We start from the raw sequence: 20,645 nt of genomic DNA, 5'->3' as shown, positions 1-20,645 counted from the left end.
AATAGTATATAATTTTACCCACATTACACAAGCGGGAATTTTAAATGGACATTAATGAAAAAATCATACTTTTATGCCTAATGGGATTTTTTGGCGCGATTACTCCCGGACCTGATATACTCCTTACATTAAAGACTACTTTGCGCTTTGGTGTGGGGCAAGGATTCAAAGTGCTATTAGGTATCGCAAGTGGCTGGTGTCTATATCTTACACTCATTTACGCGGGGCTTAGTCATTGGCTCAATACCCCTATTGCACAGCTTATTCTTAGTATTATAGGCGGAAGCTATTTGCTCTACCTAGGATTCATAATACTTACAATGAAAGCACAAAACTATGATTTAAGCATATCGCAAGAGGAGCGCAAAGAGGGCTATATACAGGGACTTATCATTAATCTCTCAAACCCCAAGGCTATTTTATTCTTTGTATTTTTGGTTACACCCTTTATTGATGAGGGTATGGAGCTAGGATTTATTGCACTATGGTGCTCACTCTTTGCCGCCTTTGTGTGTATAATCATATGCGCTAGTGTAGCACGGAGCCATATCAACACCCGCGCCTTTGTTATTATTGATAGAATCTGCGGTGTGCTCTTTGTATGCTTTGCGTGGCTTTTATATTTTGAATTTGGCGAATTATGCGTGGAAATTACCAAAGCCGCTTTTTAATTCTAAAGCTTATTTTTAAGACTTAGATTCTAACAAAACAGAATGTTCTTAGAATCCTCACCACAACTTCAATTCTGTATCTGTTTTTTTATAAAGATTCTTATTTTTGCCCTCCATTTCATACTCAAGTGCAAAACCATATTTAATATTTGTCGTGCCAGATTTTTTAAGCCTTATATTCTCATAGGTATTACTTGGGATTCTAAGGCTCGTTACCACTGCGCTACTATTTGGTGGGATTCTCTTATTGACCTCTGCTTCATTTATTAATTCTCCATTGATATATAGTGCCACATAGCGCACATTTATCACCTTAGAGCTTTGATTAGATACGCTAATATTCGCACTGCCCTCGCCAAGATTGAATGATGAAGCATTTAATGTAACATCACTATTTTTGATACTCACCGCAGGAAGTGAGCGTGAAGCGAGAATATAACGTGCTGGAGTATCACCTCGATGATTTTGCGCATACATATCTGCACCATTTGACAAAAGTAGCCTTATCATCTCTGTATTTTTTTTCATTACCGCATAATGCAAGGGTGTATTGCCCAAATGCTCGTCAGCTACATTGACCTCCGCACCCTTAGCAATGAGGGCTTTAGCAAATTTATAATTATTGAGTGCAGCCACCTTGAGCAAAGGGGTTTCGCCGTGGCAAATCGCATTCACATCAGCCCCGCGCTCAATTAAGAGATATAAAATCTCCATATTCCCCTTGCGTGCCGCATCATATAACGGTGTAGAGCCGCGCAAACGTGCTTCAATATCAGCGCCAAGATTAATGCCCTTTCGCACTTCAGTGTAGTTATTGCTAAAAAGCAGATGATTGTATCTATCATTCGCCCCATAGCTTAATACAGATAATCCCCCACACGCACACATTATCACAAATAGTCGTGAAAAAAATATGTTTTTTGCGCTCATTTCATATCTCCTCGTTGTGTAAAATATTTCTCGCTTAGCAATTTTATTTTTATATAAATACTATCAAAATCCATACCAAAAGTGCGAGCCTCTGCTATGCTCGTCATAAAGTTCGTATCACCCATATAGCGAGGCACAAAGTGCATATGCAAATGCTCGGGTATCCCCGCACCACCAGCTTTTTTGATATTTAAGCCCACATTCACACCCTGTGCGCCATACTCATACAAAAGTGCAACTGCCTTATGTGAAAGCATATGCAAGTGTAGCCAAGTCTCTAAAGGCAACTTTTCGGGCGAATCACAATGCTTAAGAGGCAAAAGCATAAAATGTCCGGGTGTATAAGGATAAAGATTCATAACGCCAAATACCAATTCATCGCGGTAAATCACGTGGTTTTTTTCATCATCTTGCGGATTATCTGCAATAGTGCAAAATATACAGCCCTCCTCACTCGAACCAAAGTATTTGCTCCGCCAAGGTGCATAGATTCTATCCACTATCTTATCCCTTCTGAATCCTGTTTAGATATAATTCGGCGCGTCATTACTAAAAAGCACCAAATCACCGGGCTTTGAGCAAGATTTAAGCATATCTTCGAGCTGTGTTTTGGACTTCAAAATGATTCTTTGAGCCTTGTGAATATGAGTTTGTAGAATTTTTGCATTAAGCTCTCCGGTAATAATCGCAATATCAAACACCTCATCAATAGCTTTTGCAAGCTCTATATTTGCCTCTTCTGTGCTTTCTACAATGCCCGGTGTTACGATAATTTTCCTACCATTATAGAGAGATGAGAGGCGAATAGCCTCTTTCATTCCTTTAAGATTCCCATTAAAACTATCATCAAGTATCATTTTCTGATTCGTCTCAATTTTATTCAAACGATGAGGCACAGGCTCTATTCTCCTTACAGCCCTTTGTATATCCTCTATCCTCACGCCAAATTCTGCGCCCATATAAATGGCAACACTAAGATTTGTGACATTAAAGTATCCTAAAACCATTGTTTCAAATTTATACCACTCGCCTTTTATAAATAGCTCAAAACTCGTGCCTTCAAGCGTTGCTTGGATATTACGCACTTCTTCAGGAAAATACTGAATCTTCTTTGCCACACCCGGTGCTATTTCTTTTGGCTTAGGATTATCCTTAAATACAAAAGCCTTTTTTAGCCTCTCACTCTCGAGTAACTCAAATTTTGTCGCCACGATATTATCAATATGCTTGAAATACTCAATATGTTGCTCACCTATCTCTCCTATCACCGCATAATGAGGATTCAAAAAATGCGCAATTTGCGATATATCTCCCTTCTCTCGCGCTCCGGCTTCAGCGATATAGATTTCGGTCGTATAGTCAATATTGTGATTAATATCCGCAACTATACCTGTGTATGTATTCACACTGCGAGGTGTAGCATACGCGCGATATTTCTCCTTTAGAATCTGCTCTATAAAGTTCTTAATACTTGTTTTGCCATAGCTACCTGTTACACAAATAATTTTTAGATTAGACATAAGTTTTAATTTGCTATTGGCAAGAGTTACAAATCTATCAAGCAAGACTTTTTCATACATACGAGAGATAATCACTGCAAAGCCTAGCGGCATTAAATCAAGCAATCTACTCTCTATGCCTAGAAAGTAACATAGACTTTTATTAAAAGTCATAAAGATAAACAAAATAACAAAATATCGAACAATTCTTTTTGTGAAATTAAGCTTTTTATCAAGTCTCAAATACCACACAATAATGGCTATGGCATATACCATACTCAATGCGACAAGTAAATAATCGCCAAGCGGTCGAGTAAGAAAAAACGTCCCAAAATATAAAGTAAAAGGCACAAGGCAGTAATAAATATGCCACATAAACTTGTGATGTCTAAAAATCGCTCGTTTAAAGCTGTAATTGTACCACTGCAAATTTGTCGCTAGATAGAGTGCTAGAGTTACTACAAACACCCACTGCGCTATCATATCAATAACTAACATATCCATTTTTATCCCTACTTTAAAATCTCAAAGCCAATAAGGTTTTCATCTTCTGCAAGAGACGTAACCTTAACATTTTTCACAACACTTTTTATCGTGCCTACCCACAAAATATCCTCGAGCTTACCCAAAGCCTGCAAATCTCCCTGTGCCACTACACGCACGCTGCCGTCCTCCATATTGCGTATATGTCCCACTATGCGTTCTTCCTCCACATTTATATTATTTACCCTTGATTTGATAAATTTACGAAAACCCACGCCTTGCACCTTGCCTAAAATAACAAATTCTTTACAATCTTTCATTTCGCACTCCTGTATAAATTTTCTATCATTTTACCCTGCTTTAAAAAAAAGTAGTGGTCTCCTTCCAATGCAAAAAAACGACTTTTTTGAATCAATCTCGTCATCCTTTCTCCACAAACAAGTGGCGTAGCCTTATCATCTTTACCCCAAAAAATACTCGCCTTTCCTTTGTAAGTTGCAAACTGCGATGAAAAATCTTCATCAACGACATTCTTAAAAGTTTGATACATTACCTCACTCATCTTTTTCACATCATTTGAGCGAAATATTTTACCAAATGACGAAAGCCCACATTTACCCATAATCTTTGCAAGCATAATCTTAGCACGAACAGCTAAAGATTTAGATACTAAAATCCCAGCAGATGAAAGCAAAATAATCTCACGCGGCTCACACAATATGGCGACTTTCCCACCAAAGCTATGTCCTACGATAATAGAATCTTGCGTCTTCGTGCCACTTATATCATAAAGGAATTTTTGCATAATCTGCGCGTAATCCTGCGTATGAAGCACCTTTGTATTAGGGCTATTGCCAAAACCGGGCATATCAACATAAATATGCAAGAAATCTTTAAAATAATTTTCAAAGGCGACTTTCATTACTTCTTTATTGCTCCCCCAGCCGTGCAAAAAAAGCATAATAGGAGCGGAATTGGTGCTTTTAGAATCTGCGCTTAATTCCATATCGGGCGTAGATTCTACACGAGATGCAACATCTAGCACTTCTCGCCTTTGGTAGCTTATCTCAAAATACTCCCCTTGATATTCTATGCGCCTTTGTGCCATTACTTATTTTCCTTTTGCGTGATGAATCTGCTCAATGTATTTATAACTCACATTGATATTATGCTTTTTTGGCAAACTATATGCTAGACTATCTACCATAGAGACAAAATCCTCAAACAAATAATTCGCCATAGAACCAGGAATGGGGTTAATTTCATTCAAATACACCTCATTATCAATCACAAAAAAATCACATCGTATTAATGCCCCCTCAAAAGCATTTTCATACAATGCAGTAAAACTCTCTTTTATCTTAGCTTCAAGCTCTGGGCTAATATCTGCCTTTAGCACCTGCGATGTGCGCGAGAAATCCAAATATTTATGCTCAAAATCAAGCAATTCTTTTTTGCTTGGCTCCTCGATGATAGAGTATGCAAACTCGCTCCCTGCACCACTTTTCACCTTGCACCCTGCGAGATTATATTCTTTAATGCCACTTGTGAAATGCTCTGCCAAAATCATATCATCATATTCAAAAGCCAAATCCATAGCATATTCTATTTCCTTTGGTTCATTTACCACACTCACGCCAATAGAGCTACCAAGTCGTGCGGGTTTTAGAATCAATGGATACTTAAGATTGCTTAATTTATCCTCCACATTTTTAGAATCTTCACGCGTTAAGAGTGCGTATTCTAAAACCTTTACACCCCTTTCACGCGCAAAAAGCTTTGTGAGAGCCTTATTGAAACTCATCACGCTAGATTCTGTGCGAGGACCGATAAATGCAATTTTATAAAAATCAAGCAATGCGCTTATGCTTCCGTCCTCACCATCTGCGCCGTGAATAAGATTGAGCACAATATGAGGCGTGATAGCATTTAATCCAAAAAAGCTCTTTTTATAGAATCCTCCCTGCCCTACGAATAATTCTATACATTTCTTATACGCGCCAGAGCTAAAAAATTTTGACTTCATAGAATCTGCAGGAATAAGATAGAATCTATGCTCACTATCAAGAAAAATAAAGGATTCTATTTTCTCACCTAGAATCTTTTTTATGGCAATCGCACTCACAATGCTAATCTCGTGTTCAAAACTCACGCCACCAAATAGCACATCATATTTCATTTTTTCTCCCTTGTCTTATGATTTCGCGCAGGATTTTTGGCTAAATCTTGCTTGTTTTTAAGCATTTCATCACGTTCTAAATCTTTTGCAAGATATTTGCCCGTATAACTTCCGCTCTTAGTGTAATTACTACTTATATGCGCCACCGAGCCACAATCAACAACTTTTCCGCCACCAGCCCCACCCTCGGGTCCCATATCGATAATATAATCAGCATTCTTAATCATATCCAAATTATGTTCAATAACAATCACAGAATTGCCTAAATCCACCAAATGATGAAGCACTTTTATCAGTCTATCCACATCAGCAAAATGTAGCCCAGTGGTAGGCTCATCAAGCACATAGAGTGTCTTACCTGTATCCTTGCGACTTAATTCCTTAGCGAGCTTAATCCTCTGTGCTTCGCCCCCGCTAAGTGTGAGGGCATTTTGCCCTAAATTGATATAGCCTAACCCTACATCTTGGAGTGTTCGCAGTTTTTGAGCGATTTTTGGCACTTTTGCAAAAAACTCCAATGCATAATCCACGCTCATACCCAGCACATCAGCTATATTCTTACCCTTGTAGGTAATTTCAAGCGTTTGGGGATTATATTTCGCGCCCTTACACGCATCGCATTTCACCATTATGTCAGGCAAAAAGTGCATTTCAATCTTTATCTCTCCTTCGCCTTGACATTTTTCACATCGTCCGCCCTTGACATTAAAGCTAAAGCGTCCCACGCCATAGCCTCGCACCTTAGATTCTTTAGAATCTGCAAAAAGTGTGCGTATATCGTCCATAACTCCCGTATAAGTCGCGGGATTACTACGAGGAGTGCGCCCGATAGGACTTTGGTCTAAATAAATTACCTTATCCAAATGCTCTAGCCCTGCAATCTCCACGCCATCGCATTTTTGCACCTTTCGTGCATTATTAAGAAGCTCTTGGGCTACGGGTAGCAAAGTCTGCAAAATAAGTGAGCTTTTACCGCTACCACTCACGCCCGTTACACATACAAATTGAGAAAGCGGGATAGACACACTAAGATGAGTAATATTATGAATATTTACATTAGAAATTTTAAGCCACTGCGATATTTTGCGCTTATGCGGATAGAAAATAATTTTCGTACCTTTCACATACTCCGCAGTGAATGTGTTTGTATCCAAAAGCTCCGCTATATTTCCGCTAAACACGACTTCCCCGCCGCGCAATCCTGCCTCTGGTCCAATATCCACGATATAATCCGCGTTTAGAATCGTCTCCTTATCGTGCTCAACAATAATCACGCTATTACCCTTTTCCTGCAAACTACGCAATGTCTTAATGAGGCGCAAAGTATCACGCTCGTGAAGCCCTATGCTTGGCTCATCAAGCACATACATTACCCCTGTAAGCCCACTACCAATTTGACTAGCAATGCGTATGCGTTGAGATTCTCCCCCGCTAATGCTCCTCGCATCACGCCCCAAAGTGAGATAGCCAAGCCCCACATCATAGAGAAAAAATAATCTCTCGCGGATTTCTTTCAAAATTGGCTCGGCAATAAAGCGATTTTGCTCGTTAAAATAGGAAAACGCACTCGTATCATTAAAAAATTCATAAACCTGCTGTATGGGCATATCAATAACTTCCCCTATGCCAAGCCCAGCAACCTTAACACTTAAAGATTCTAGCTTCAAGCGGTGTCCATTACAAGTAGGACATACCTTTTCAGTCGTATAATCCCCCAAATCCTTATCATCTTTTAGCATATCATAAGCAATTTGCAAAATACCTTTCCAAGGACGTTTTAGCTTACTTGACCTCCATTGAATCTCTACTTCTTGCTCATTACCATAGAGCAGACTGCTCTGCTGTGATTTACTTAACTCCTCAAAGCTAAGATTTGGGTCAATCTTTGCGCTACGACAAAACGCATAAAAAAGCTCCGCGTAATAATTGCGATTAAATCCAAAGATAATTTTGATACCGCCCTTATTTAGCGGTTGGGATTTATCAAGGATTTTTTTCAAATCAATGGCATACTTCGCCCCAAGCCCCAAACAATCCTCACACGCACCCTTTGGTGAGTTAAATGAGAATCCAAGCGGCTCTAGCTCCTCAAAACTCACCTTACACTTAAAACACGCGAAATGTTCGGAATAATGCAAAAACTTTTTTTCGTCATTATGAATAATCTCTACTTCAATTTCGCCATAAGATTCCTTAAGTGCTTTTTCTACTCCTTGCGCGATACGCGTGTGGTTTTCCGCTATATTCACTACCCTATCAATCACAATTTTAATGCTATGCTTTTTATTTTTAGCAAGTTCAATCTCTTCATCAAGTCGCACCATTACGCCATCAATCATCGCTCGCACATAGCCCTTTTGGCGCAAGGATTCTATTTTGTCATTAAAACTCCCCTTTTTTTCCTTGACAATAGGCGCAAGGAATATCATCTTTGCGCCATCGGGGAGATTGAGAATCTGCTCGATAATATCTGTCGCACTCATTTGGGAAATTTTCTCGCCACATATATGGCAATGCTGAATACCCACACGCGCGTAAAGCAGACGCAAATAATCATAAATTTCTGTAATCGTGCCAACCGTTGAACGTGGATTCTTACTTGTTGTCTTTTGGTCAATAGCAATTGCGGGAGTGAGTCCCTCGATTTTATCCACATCAGGCTTACCGACTTTATCTAAAAACTGCCGAGCATAACTTGAGAGAGATTCTATATATCGGCGTTGCCCCTCTGCATAGAGTGTGTCAAAGGCAAGAGTGGATTTACCCGAACCCGACAAACCTGTAAAAACAACGAGCTGATTTTTAGGAATACTAAGATTGATGTTTTTTAGATTATTCTCACGCGCACCGCTAATATGAATATGATTATAATCCTTCAATATCTATCCTTAAAGTGAATTAAAGGTGTATTATATCGTGCTTAATATGCTTTTGTGCTAATAGTGAGCTAATAGATTTTATAAAATCTCCTTGAAAATTTTTATTTTTGATATTATCCCCTGCAATGTTGCTTTTATCAATTTCGCAATTTTGAATCTTGACGTTTTGAATGCTATCATTTTGCATATTTTTAGAATCTACATTGTGATAAGATTCACAATCCCTGCCCCACTCAAGCAAAATAGACAAGGTGCAGTTATTGCTATATTCCTTTGGTGTGGGGACAAGCTGTAAGCTAAAATCAAAATCAGCAAATAGAGGGGAGCTTAGAATTCTCTGTGTGGCGAATGCACTAGAAGAATTCTCAAAGATGATGTAAGTCTGAAAAGGCATAGAATCTAGCACGGAGCTTTCACTCTACTTAAGATTCTATTTAAATATTAAGCATTTTGACATTAATAGCTGCGGGGATTTGCTCAAGCTGCTTTAGCACCTCGCTAGAAACTTGTGAATCTACAAGTATCACTGCCATAGCCTCTTTATTTTGACGAGCAAGGCGGAAATCGGCAATATTAACTTGATTGTCTCCTAAAATACTTCCCACGGAACCAATCACACCGGGCACATCGGTATTTCTAAAGAAAATAATATTACCCTTTGGCTCAATATCAAATTGAAAATTATTAATCGAAGTCAAGCGCAAGTGCTTATCTTCAAACACCGTGCCACTTAATGAAAGATTCTCATTTTGTGTGCTTAGGCTAATAGAAATGTGATTTTTGTAAGTATCACTTGCTTGCTTCTTTTGAACTTTCACATCAATACCGCGCTCTTTTGCCATAAAAGGCGCATTGACATAATTAATCTTGTCGCCTAAACTCGCCTTGAGCGCACCAACAAGCGCAAAAGTCTGCAATGAATCCGCATAGGAGCTAATCTCACCCTGTGCTTCTACGTGAATCGAAGTGATCACACCCTTATTTGCCTGTGCTGCTAAGAATCCTAGCTTTTGCATAAGCTCAAGATAAGGTTTTACCATACTTGGGAGTTCGGATTCTTTTATGGGGAGATTGAGTGCATTTGGATAGCTTGAGCCTCGTGCCGCCTCAATAGCTGCCTCCGCAGCTTGAATAGCAATCTGCTCTTGAGATTCTAATGTATTTGCTCCAATATGTGGCGTTACATAAACATTTGGCAAATCAAGCAAAGGATTATCAATAGCTGGTTCTTTACCAAATACATCAAGCCCAGCCCATTTAATCTTGCCACTCTTTAGCGCATCATAAAGGTCTTTTTCGTTATACAAACCACCCCGCGCGCAGTTAATGAGTATCACGCCGTCTTTCATTTTTGCGATTTGAGCCGCCTTTATCATATCTTTTGTTTCTGCATTTTTTGGTGTATGAATCGTAATAATATCGCAGGAGAGAATATCATCAAAGTTTGTTGTGTAGGTAATACCCACATCGGTGGCTTTTGAAGGCAAAATATAAGGGTCATAAGCCAAAACCTCCATTTCAAAGGCTTTCGCACGCAGTCCCACGCGTGAGCCAATATTGCCAAAACCAATAATGCCTAGTTTCTTGCCTTTAAGCTCAATCCCATACCAATCTTCACGTTTCCATTTGCGCTCATTTTTAAGCTGTGTATTTGCACCGGGAAAATTACGCACGGCGTTGATAAGATGAGCCATTGTGAGCTCCACTGCGGCGATAGTATTTGCAGTAGGCACATTCATTACTACAATACCCTTGCGAGAGCAACCCTCAATATCGACATTATCTACGCCCACACCTGCACGCACCACCGCACGTATTTGCCCCGAAGATTCTAAAAATTTCTCACCCACATCAGTCGAGCTACGCGTAATTACCACATCAGCACTTGAAATTTTGCTAAGTAGTTCATCTTTTGGTATAGAGGCAAGATTCTCCATCTCAACATCACTCTGTGTGCTAAGTAAATCAAGCCCTCTTTGATGGATATGGTCGCATACGATGACTTTATATTTCATATTCACTCCTTTTTGCAGTTTATTGCACGCTAAATTGCAGACGATAGTATTTCAAATCTGCTAAGAGCTTCTCATACATTGCTTCATCACTTACAAACACCATAAGTTTAAGCACATTGCCTGATTTGTAATAGGCAGATTCTATATTATTTTGCGCTAAAACCTGCTTCACACAAGCAAACTTATACTCATCAAGGTCATCAATGCTAATAGCCGAAGGTATCGTGCGCTTGGCATCAGGTGCGAGAAAATCAAAACGAATACTAAGTTCTGTCGCCGGGTAGGCATAAGGCAACTCGTCATTATCTGGGACAAAGCCTAGCCAATTCTCCTCTTTGTGCTCTATCTCGCCACCCACTTGAGGAAGCTCCATAGGCTTTGCTTCAAAAGCAGGTGCTACTGATATTTTATCAAGATACAAAACCCCATAAATAGCCGCACCTATAACAGCTACAAGCACCGCAACGAATACAAGCTTTTTCACTCCCTACACTCTCCTAAAGGCGATTTTTCAGCTTATCGCCAAGAGTCATTTTCTCATCAGAATTAAAAGTCTTTAATGCTTCTTTTTCTTTTTGTCTCTCTAGCCTTTTGATAGAAGCTCTCACTTTGTTATTTTCCTCATCAATGTGAGCTATTGCGCAAGATATTTCATCTCCTAGCTTAATCTCCTCTTTTTTAAGCGGATAAATCTCTTCATTGCGAATGAGTGCTTCCATTTCATCAATTTTCACAAAGATACCAAAGTCTTTTATGTCTATCACCACACCTTTTACCACATCATCGGCTTTATGTGTTTTACCAAATATTTTTGCTGGAGATTCTAAAAAGACTTTACGAGAAAGCGAAATTCGCTCATTCTCCTTATCAATCTTAATGATTTTCACCTCTATTTCATCACCCACTTGCAATCCATCTTTACACTTTAGATTCTTATCCCAATACGCGTCCTCATTGTGTAACAGCCCATCTACTGCGCCAATCTTGATAAACGCACCAAAGTCTGTTAAAGTCGCTACCTTGCCCTTAAGCACATCGCCAACTTGATGTGCTTTGCTAAAAGCAATAAAAGGTTTATCAAGGAGTTTTTTAAGCGATACGCGCAACTTTCTCGTCTCTGTATTAATCTCTATAATCTCTACATCAATTTCCTGCCCTACGCTCAAGTAACTTGAAGGATGCTTGATATTTTTATCCCACGAGATTTCAGAAATATGCAAAAAGCCCTCAATATCATTCCCCAAATCCACAAATACCCCGTAAGGCTCTATATTACTTACACTTACTTTAATAGCATATCCCACTTCAAGCTCTTTTTCTATTTCTACCCACGGGTCGCCATTGAGTGCTTTCATAGAGAGTGTAAATCGTCTTTTTTTATCATCAAAGCCAAGCACCCTCACCATTACTTCATCACCTTCTTTGAAATTCTTTGAGGGATTGATTGGTCCTTTATGGCTAAGCTCCGTGTAATGCACTAGCCCCTCCACGCCACCTACATCGACAAAGATTCCAAAGGGTGCAATTTTAGTAATCACACCCTTTTGCACCTCATCATTCTTTAGAATCTTCTCACATAATTCCTTGCGCTTTTCATCATCAAGCTCAAAAAATCTTTTGCGCGATACAATGATTGAATTACTCTCCTTATCAACCTTAATAATGGCTACCTTGTATGTTTTGCCTTTTGCCTTATCGTCCTCGCGAATTGCAGAGTCTCTGCGTGGCATAAATACATCTATGCCATCATACTCCATCACAAAACCACCCTTATTTTTACCAATTATCTTTGCTTCGATGATCTTATCTTGATAACCATCTGCGAGTTCCGCTATTTTCTCAACAATCCTCTTCATTTTCTGCGCTTTTATATATGAAGCACTCGGTCCCTGCCTTGATTGAGATACAAATACTTCAATCCTATCGCCTTTTTTAAACAACAACTCACCATTTTTAGTAATTTCAGAAATTCTAAGCCTTGCCTCGCGTTTTGCGTGTGGGATTGCTACCATTGCGTATTCATCATTTATCTCTACAATCTCGCCCGTCTGTATCGCACCTTCATCTGCCCCTTTTTCACTCGCTGCATATAAAGTAGCAAAATCCTCTTCATCGATAAAAGAATTATCGTTGTCCAAATTCACTAACATCAAAACCCTTTGCTATGGAAATTAAAATCTTGCAGATTCTACCAAAGCAAAACCTTGCTATACCTTAAGAATATCCGCACGCTCAAAAAATCACCTAAAACTGCTCAATTTTCTCCCTCACGCCCTCAATGATCCAATCCGGTGTAGAAGCCCCTGCGGTAATGCCGCATAGCTTTTTACCTTTAAACCACTGCTCTTGCAGCTCGTTTTTATCCTCTACCAAATAGCTATTTTCGCAATAATTTTGAGCAATTTTAAGCAACTGCTTTGTGTTTGAAGAGTTTTTGCCACCCACTATTATCATTATATCTACTTCTTTGCTGAGTTCAAGCACCGCACTTTGATTCTCAAAAGTCGCATTACAAATCGTATTAAACACACGCGCTTCATTTGTTTGAGAGATAATAAAGGCTGCTATCTCACCAAACTGCTTTATCTGCTTGGTTGTTTGCGATACAAGGGCTACTTTTTTCTGTAATTTGCACTGCGCTATTTCATCAACACTTGCCACAATCTCCACATTCTCGCCATAACTCGCCACACCTTTGACTTCTGGGTGATTCCTATCGCCAAAAACAATGATTTGATAACCCTCTTGGGACATCTTCTTTACAATTTTTTGGGGCTTTGTTACAAAGGGGCAAGTCGCGTCAATCACATTATTACCGCGTTCTTTTAAAATCTCTAAATCCCCCTTAGTAATGCCATGTGTGCGCACGATTACATTATCACACTCTTGCACTTCCTCTAGATTCTCTCCCAAAGTTACACCAAAATCCCTTTTTAATCTATCAATTTCTTTTGCATTATGTATAAGCGGACCAAAGGTAATAGCATTACGATTATCCTCGGCGATTTGAATTGCCCTCTTCACGCCAAAGCAAAAGCCATATTTTTGAGCGAGTTTTACTTGCATCATAAATCCTTACTCATTGATATTTTCTATATGTGTAATTGAGGAAAGATAATCAAGAAATTGTGGAAAAGACACATCAATACACGCGCTATCGCTTATCTCACCTCCGCACACAAGCATTGCTATGGCAAAGCTCATCGCAATACGATGATCGCCAAAAGAATCTACCCGCGCCCTCTTAAGTTCGCCACCACACACACTAAATCCGTCTTCAAATTCCTCGCATTTTATCCCCATAGCGCGTAGATTCGTAATTGTAGCGTGGATTCTATCACTTTCTTTTACGCGCAACTCTTTCGCATTAGCCACCCTTGAAGTGCCACTCGCCACTGCAAATGCAATACTAAGGGCTGGAATCTCATCTATAAGCCACGCTATCTCGCTCTCCACATTGATAGCCCGAAGGCTCTTGCCACACACCTCAATATCCCCTACTTCCTCATAAAGTGAGTGGTGAAGCTCGTATTTTACCTCCGTACCCATAGCTTCTAAAATCTTAAAAGCTTGTATGCGTGTTTTATTTAAAAGCACATTTTTAAGCTTAACCTTTGATTGTAGCACACACGCTGCCACCGCAAAATAAAATGCGCTCGAAGGGTCTGCGGGCACACACAAATCAAAGGATTCTAATTTTTTACGCCCCTGCCCCTTAAATTCCACTTCATACGCACCATTTTCTTGCTCTTTTGTACTCATTTCCACGCCCATACCCTGAAGTATATTTTCTGTATGATTGCGACTTAAAAATGGCTCATAGAATCTCGAAGTTCCCTCTGCCTGAAGCCCTGCTAATATCATTGCACTTTTGACTTGTGCGGAGGCAATCTTGCTTGTGTAATTAAAGCTCTTTATCTCCCCGCCTGTAATGCTTAAAGGCGCATAGGCATTGTTCTCTCTCCCTATAATATGCGCTCCTATACTATTTAATGGCTCAATAATGCGTTTCATCGGGCGTTCATTCAAGTATTCATCGCCACTTAGGACAAAATGCCCCTTAACCCCACTCAAAAATCCTGAAAAAAGGCGCATTCCCGTCCCCGCATTCCCACAATCAAGCACCTTGTGAGGCTCTTTTATCTGCTTTGGTGGCGTGAGGATTAAAACATTTTCTTTTTGCTCCACGCCAAGCCCCAATTCACGCGCAATATGCAGGGTATGCAGAGTATCCTCACCCATAAGGTAATTTTCCACTCTACAAGAGGCATTTGCCAAAAGCGCAAAAATCACGCTACGATGCGAAATAGATTTATCGGTGGCAATCCCGCTAAACTCGCGCTCAAAGCCCTTTGTCGCTGTAATCTTTGTAATACGCATTCTACTTTCCTTAAGCCAAATTAAACGCGCATTATAACAGCAAGATTCTTAGCTTTTAGCAATTTTTATATAAAAGATTTTATCATCTGTGTTTTCATTGAGCGAAATACTACCATTGTGCGCATTGACGATTTGCTGACACAATGCCAAGCCCAAGCCATTGCCCTTTAGCTTTGTCGTCTTAAATGGCTCAAAAAGCAAATTCTTATCGGTGATACTCGCGCCATTATCGCTAAAGACAAAGCACCAAAATGCCTCGTCCTCGCTAAAGCTCACATTCACCACGCCATTACTGCACTCGCCCTCCTCAATCGCGTCAATGGCATTTGACAAGAAATTTTGCAGCACGATACTAAGCAAATCAAAATCAGCGAAAATTTGTGCATTAGATTCAAGATTAAAGTTAAAATCAATGGGTTTAGAGTAGGTATAATGCCCCACACTCTGCATTAGCTCGTTTTTAAACTCACCTAAATCACGCAATGTGCGATTTGCATTCACACCTTTTGTCCAAAGCAAAGTCGTGTTAATCAGCCTTTCCACACGCCAAATTGCCTTTTTTATCTCTAGCACGAGCGGTTTTACCTGCACTCCAGCGCGTTTCAAAAGCGTAGAAGTAAGGAGTGAAATCGAGCCTATGGGGTTTCGAATCTCGTGTGCCAAATGCGCGGAGATTTGTCCCATAGACGCAAGTCTTTCTTGTCGCTTTTGGTTTGTAATATTTGTCGCGCTCATCACTTTTTTGTCATTTTTCACGCTAATTTGCAGGAGATAAAACTGCTCCTTATACGCTACTTCACTTTCGCCCTCGCCCAAATGTGCCACATTCTCAAACATATCTGCGATTTTACTCGCCTCTGCATTACGATAAAACACATTTCCATTGGTTTCCATTACACAAATTGCTTGTGGGATAAGCTCAAGCACCCATTCATACAAGGCTTTTAGGCTATTAAAATCACTTTGGAGTTTTTTAAATTCCTGCTCTGTGCCATAAGTACTTTGAATCAATGTAGCGAGAGTTTCGAGCAAAACACTTTTATCGCTACTATTTAAATGCTCTAAAAGGCTTGGGTTGATGACATTATTTTCCATAAGGATTATTTGTCCCTCTATGTGCCAAATGCACCCTACCTGCGCTTTGTTGCTCCTTTAGATAATTAAACAAAAGCTCACTATACCCAAAACTACCGCTTAGCTCTTGGCTTAGGTTATCAATATACATAGAGTGGTAAATATCGCTCCCGGGCTGTTTTGGATAAAGTGTATCGTCATTTTTAATTGCGCTCTCAAGCATAAATTTAAGCAAGATAGATTCAAATTGGTCGGTTTGCTCCCTTAGTGCCTTGTCGTCCTTTGTCTCATCTACGCGTGAAAGTTGTGAATCTTGCGCCCTTTGATACGCAGAGATTGCCGCTGCATTATTAATACTATTCATCATTTTGCGCTCCTTAGAATCTATAAAGATTATGAATCTTTAGCATAATTATAGAATCAAGCATTAAGCCTACTGCAAATTTTACATCTTTGATAGATTCTGTAATTTTTTTAAGCCCTCGCATTTGCACTCCTTTTTTTACATTACTTCTATTTCCGCTCTCAATGCGCCCGATTTGCGCATACTCTCGAGGATTGAAATCACATTGCGCGGGGTTGCACCCATTCTCTGCAATGCCTTGACTACGCTTGAAACCGTGGGTTTTGCGCCATCTGTGCTACTAATCGTGCCTTGTGCCTTGCTCATTATTGTGCCGTCCTCAAGCTTCACTGCCTCGGGGTCATCGGGCATTTCATTAGAGATTTTTATCGTAATATCGCCGTGCGTGATAATCACCGGGTCGATTGTGATGCCCACACCCGCTACAATCGTGCCAGACTTTTCATCAATCACTATACGTTCTTTATGTGAGTAATCTACCTCGACTTCCTCAACTAATGCTAAAAATTCAACCATACTCAAATTTTCCGGCTTATTGAGCTTAAGTGTCCGCGCATCTACCGCTACCGCAACCGCATCGCCAAACACCTCATTAAGCGTTTGCTGAATCTTAATCGCATTTTGTAAATCTGTTTTTTTCAAGCTCAAAGTCGCATTTTGCTGATTATAGAGATTGTAGCCCACTTCGCGTTCCACACTCGCCCCGCCAATGATTGTGCCAGAGAGTGCGCTCCCGCTCTCGCCCATAAGGATATTGCCCTGTGCTAACGCATAAATATTACCATCAACCCCTGTAAGAGGCGTCATTACGAGCGTTCCACCGCTGATAGACTTCGCATCGCCAATAGAAGAGACGAGAATATCAAGCTTATCGCCCTGTCTTGCAAAAGGCGGTAAGCTCGCAGTTACCATAACCGCAGCGACATTTTTTGATTTTATATCATTTGCGGAGAGTTTGACATTTACACTCTCTAGCATATTTGCTACGCTTTGCATAGTGAATTTTGAGCCACTTTTATCACCACTTCCATTTAAACCTATGACTAAGCCATAGCCCACTAAGCTATTTTCTCTAATCCCCACAATTTGTGCCACTTGCGAGATTTTTTGCCCATAGAGAGATAGAGCGCATATTATGCTAAGCAACACACCAAGCATTAGTCGCGCACCAAAGGATTCTAATCCCTTATACATTGCTTCATCATTCCTACCTGCACTTACTTGACCCATATCGCTTCCTTGCTTTAGATTCTAAAGCAAGGAAGCAAAACACATTCCTTTATAAACTCATCTATTTACACATTTTCAAAATACTACAAGCTACAATGCTACATATGATATAAAAAGAATAAAAGATTTTGTAAGTCTTAGAATAGATACAATGGTCGGAGTAGCGGGATTCAAACCCACGACCTCACCCACCCCAAGGGTGCGCGCTAATCAGGCTGCGCTATACTCCGCGTTGAAAAGTAAAGGTTGTATTATAAGCGTATTTTGTTAATAAAAAATTGTAGATTTTAGATATTTTGTTTTTTATAAATTTACTTCTATTTCCCTCTTTTAAAAAAGATAAATAAAGAAAGGTGGGGATAGAGTGCAGATTATGCTAGGATATACATTGATTACAGATAAATTATCTTTATTTGGATTCTATGCTGATTTTTACAAAAGATTTTTATTAAGGAAATTTTAACATAGATGAAACAGCCTCCCTCACAAGATAAGGGAGGAGAAGGAGCGGAGGAGCTATAAGAATGGCAAACCTCGTTTAATGTCAAAAAATGCAGCTTCACACGCACGTTAGCGCGACTCCTTGCTGCATTCGCTAGATGCCTCGTCCCTGAGATGACCTAGCTAAACAAAGAACCTAACCACACCCCAAAAAAAGAGAGCTAAGGAAAACTAAGCTCCCAAGAGGTGAGTTAAACCAAGCCTTGAACTAAAAGCCAAAGCCAAGTGTCGCGCTAGGCTAGAAGCCTAATCGCGCTATTTAAAAGATTTAAAGCCCTAAGCCCGAGCTCAAGAGAAAGCACCGAGCCTTAAAAGAAAGCCTAACCTTAGTTAAGCAATCTTAAGATGTTTTGTTGGATAGCATTTGCTTGAGAAAGCGCGTAACTACCAGATTGAGCCAAGATATTGAGCTTACTAAATTCAGAGCTTTCAGCGGCAAAATCCACTTCGCGGATACCAGATTCAGCTGCCTTAACATTCACTTGAGTAATAGTGATGTTATTGACTGTGCTCACCATTTGTCCTTGAACAGAACCAAGGTCTGCCCTAATCTTATCAAGCATTTTTTGAGCAGATTCAGCAATATCCATTGTTACCATTGCACCGCGTAGGGTTGTTACACCAGCACCAAGGTCAGCTCCACCACTTGCGATTACTGCATTATAGTTCGCACCAGCAGCAGATTTCACATCGGTATTAAACACACCTGTTATGTTTCTTAGGTTTACCGTAGTTTGAGCTACTTTAGTTTCATCATTATATCCTGTTGAGCTAATATTCACACCACTTACAATAACATCTCTTGCATCAGTTCGCACTAATGAGAGGCGTCCATAGTTACTAGAACCATTACCAGTAAGACTTTGTCCGCCATTTACATTTGCAATCGCTACAGGTCCTTGTCCGACAGGACCATTCATTTTCAAAGAAATACCGCGTCCATCCATACTTCTTAGATTCAAACGACCAAGATTATCCGTATAGGCTTCAACACCTGTGTGCATTGTAGCTGCATTGAAAGCTTGCACCAAACGACCATCGCTATCATTCTTTTGAATCCCAATAATATCCCCAATAGAGACACCATTAAGCATAATACCCGCCATACTTCCACTTGCAATAGATGTATCAGAAGTTGTAATAACATTCGCTTGAGCGCGAATACCTGTTTTATCAGAGTTTTTATTAATCACTTCTGTCAAAACACCAAGTCCTGTCCCTGCTGAATGCGAAATCTTCACAGACTCCAAAGTAACATCATTTACACCATCAACATTTTTAAAGGTTACAGTTACTTCACCAGAAGCAGTAACTAAAGCACCTGTCTCAATACGAGTTTGTCCAATTTTGTCAGATGTAGTCGCACCAATAGATGCCTTAATAGATTGGTTAGAATACGCACCCACTTGGAATTCTTTATTAGAGAATGCACCAGAGAGCAACGCCATACCATTGTATGTAGTTGTATTACCAATATTATCAAGACCTTCAATAAGTCGCTTGATGTCCATTTGAATCATCGAACGAGATTGTGTGCTTTGTCCATCTTGAGCTGCTTGAACCGCTTTAGTTTTGATTGTATCAAGGATTTTGATTTGCTCGTCCATCGCTTTATCCGCAATTTGGATAATCCCCATACCATCGTTTGTATTTCTAATCGCTTGTCCTAGCGCACTTGCTTGAGAGCGCAAACTATCGGCGATAGTCATACCTGAAGCATCGTCTGCAGCCTTGTTAATGCGGAGACCTGAACTCAATTTCTCCATTGAATTTTTGAGATTGTATTGAGTAAAGGTAGATTGTGCGTGCGCATTGAGCGCGTTAATGTTTGTATTGACTTGGAAAGCCATAGCAACTCCTTTATTTGTAATTTCCTTAGGCGTCCTTGCCTTTAGGTTGAGATACATATCGGTAAGAACATAGAAATTTTAATAAATTTTTAGTTTTTTGGATAGTTTTTAAGGGAGTGCAGGGAGATTTTGCGGAGATTTTGTGAAGTTTTTGCCTATTTTGCGGGGGGAAATAGGGGTAATACAGGGTATGTGGGCTAGAGTATGGCTCGTTTGTAGGGTTGGGATTTTTGAGATTTATAATGAAATTATTTAGAATAGATTCACATTCTTATCATTTATCTACCCAAATAAATTTATCCTAATATACAAATGAAAAAATAAAAAGATAAACCCTAACCACAAACATAAAAAAACTGCAAATATAAGCACATCATATCTTGCTTCTTTGATTAATATAAAGATTATAAGACAAAACAATAATAAGGCACAAGAAACGATAAGCATAATACTTCTTTCGCCAATAAATAAAATGCAGACTATGCTTAAAAGAGCACAAATTGACATTATTGAAGTGGATTTATGAAAAAAAGATAAGAGTAAAACTATTGAAAGTAATAAAAATAATAATACCACACTTTGCCTTTAGG

At 39.6% G+C, this 20,645-nt stretch carries 18 protein-coding genes and 1 tRNA gene; 1 reads left to right on the top strand and 18 read right to left on the bottom strand.

All coding sequences use genetic code 11. The features are described 5' to 3' along the window. Positions 1–44: 44 nt before the first annotated feature. The gene (locus tag LS67_RS02850; protein ID WP_034327716.1) at positions 45–671 is read left to right on the top strand and encodes a LysE family translocator; all 627 of its coding nucleotides are present in this window, start codon (positions 45–47) and stop codon (positions 669–671) included. Positions 672–728: 57 nt separating this feature from the next. Here LS67_RS02850 and LS67_RS02845 read toward each other — a convergent pair whose 3' ends face one another. From LS67_RS02845 to LS67_RS02760, 18 genes are all read right to left on the bottom strand, one after another. Continuing rightward, positions 729–1,601, bottom strand: coding sequence for an ankyrin repeat domain-containing protein (locus LS67_RS02845; RefSeq protein ID WP_034327715.1), 873 nt, complete (start codon positions 1,599–1,601; stop codon positions 729–731). Continuing rightward, entirely contained in the window at positions 1,598–2,101 is a 504-nt protein-coding gene (locus LS67_RS02840) for an HIT family protein (RefSeq protein WP_034327714.1), read from the bottom strand. Before LS67_RS02840 ends, LS67_RS02845 begins: the two co-directional genes overlap by 4 nt. 24 nt (positions 2,102–2,125) lie before the next feature. Further along, positions 2,126–3,604 carry a Mur ligase family protein gene (locus LS67_RS02835; RefSeq protein ID WP_034327712.1) on the bottom strand — a complete coding sequence of 493 codons (1,479 nt, stop codon included), beginning with the start codon at positions 3,602–3,604 and terminating at the stop codon, positions 2,126–2,128. An 8-nt stretch (positions 3,605–3,612) separates the two neighbouring features. Next, a complete protein-coding gene (locus LS67_RS02830) occupies positions 3,613–3,903 on the bottom strand; it encodes an acylphosphatase (protein WP_034327710.1) in 291 nt (96 codons plus the stop codon). Further along, positions 3,900–4,691, bottom strand: a complete 792-nt coding sequence (locus LS67_RS02825) for an alpha/beta fold hydrolase (RefSeq protein WP_034327707.1) — start codon at positions 4,689–4,691, stop codon at positions 3,900–3,902. The genes LS67_RS02830 and LS67_RS02825 overlap by 4 nt, the downstream gene beginning before the upstream one ends. Positions 4,692–4,694: 3 nt before the next feature. Further along, positions 4,695–5,762, bottom strand: coding sequence for a D-alanine--D-alanine ligase (locus LS67_RS02820; protein WP_034327705.1), 1,068 nt, complete (start codon positions 5,760–5,762; stop codon positions 4,695–4,697). Beyond that, positions 5,759–8,641, bottom strand: coding sequence for an excinuclease ABC subunit UvrA (gene uvrA, locus LS67_RS02815; RefSeq protein WP_052099895.1), 2,883 nt, complete (start codon positions 8,639–8,641; stop codon positions 5,759–5,761). Before uvrA ends, LS67_RS02820 begins: the two co-directional genes overlap by 4 nt. Before the next feature lie 19 nt (positions 8,642–8,660). After that, positions 8,661–9,047 (bottom strand): putative Se/S carrier-like protein, encoded by a 387-nt coding sequence (locus LS67_RS02810; protein WP_034342257.1) that lies wholly within the window; start codon positions 9,045–9,047, stop codon positions 8,661–8,663. 28 nt (positions 9,048–9,075) lie between these two features. After that, positions 9,076–10,656: a phosphoglycerate dehydrogenase gene (gene serA / locus LS67_RS02805; protein WP_034327700.1), complete on the bottom strand. Its 1,581-nt coding sequence runs from the start codon at positions 10,654–10,656 to the stop codon at positions 9,076–9,078. Between the two features lie 19 nt (positions 10,657–10,675). After that, complete coding sequence (locus LS67_RS02800) at positions 10,676–11,140, bottom strand: hypothetical protein (protein WP_034327698.1); 465 nt, start codon at positions 11,138–11,140, stop codon at positions 10,676–10,678. A 13-nt stretch (positions 11,141–11,153) separates the two neighbouring features. Further along, positions 11,154–12,806 (bottom strand): 30S ribosomal protein S1, encoded by a 1,653-nt coding sequence (locus tag LS67_RS02795; RefSeq protein WP_034327695.1) that lies wholly within the window; start codon positions 12,804–12,806, stop codon positions 11,154–11,156. A 94-nt stretch (positions 12,807–12,900) separates the two neighbouring features. Further along, the gene (locus tag LS67_RS02790; RefSeq protein WP_034327692.1) at positions 12,901–13,722 is read right to left on the bottom strand and encodes a 4-hydroxy-3-methylbut-2-enyl diphosphate reductase; all 822 of its coding nucleotides are present in this window, start codon (positions 13,720–13,722) and stop codon (positions 12,901–12,903) included. A gap of 9 nt (positions 13,723–13,731) precedes the next feature. Further along, on the bottom strand, positions 13,732–15,036 hold the full coding sequence (aroA, locus tag LS67_RS02785) for a 3-phosphoshikimate 1-carboxyvinyltransferase (protein ID WP_138109568.1): 1,305 nt from the start codon (positions 15,034–15,036) through the stop codon (positions 13,732–13,734). Positions 15,037–15,084: 48 nt separating this feature from the next. Then, positions 15,085–16,131, bottom strand: a complete 1,047-nt coding sequence (locus tag LS67_RS02780; RefSeq protein WP_034326027.1) for a sensor histidine kinase — start codon at positions 16,129–16,131, stop codon at positions 15,085–15,087. After that, entirely contained in the window at positions 16,121–16,477 is a 357-nt protein-coding gene (locus LS67_RS02775) for a rod-binding protein (protein WP_034326028.1), read from the bottom strand. The genes LS67_RS02780 and LS67_RS02775 overlap by 11 nt, the downstream gene beginning before the upstream one ends. 135 nt (positions 16,478–16,612) lie before the next feature. After that, positions 16,613–17,632, bottom strand: coding sequence for a flagellar basal body P-ring protein FlgI (locus LS67_RS02770; RefSeq protein WP_173644097.1), 1,020 nt, complete (start codon positions 17,630–17,632; stop codon positions 16,613–16,615). 224 nt (positions 17,633–17,856) lie between these two features. Then, positions 17,857–17,934 (bottom strand) — tRNA-Pro (locus LS67_RS02765). A gap of 597 nt (positions 17,935–18,531) precedes the next feature. Next, the gene (locus LS67_RS02760) at positions 18,532–20,055 is read right to left on the bottom strand and encodes a flagellin A (protein ID WP_034326030.1); all 1,524 of its coding nucleotides are present in this window, start codon (positions 20,053–20,055) and stop codon (positions 18,532–18,534) included. Positions 20,056–20,645: the final 590 nt, after the last annotated feature.

It is taken from the genome of Helicobacter sp. MIT 03-1616 (genome assembly GCF_000765685.2).
GTDB lineage: Bacteria > Campylobacterota > Campylobacteria > Campylobacterales > Helicobacteraceae > Helicobacter_C > Helicobacter_C typhlonius.
Note: the sequence above shows the minus strand (reverse complement) of the source record. Positions and strands in the feature narration are given on the sequence as shown.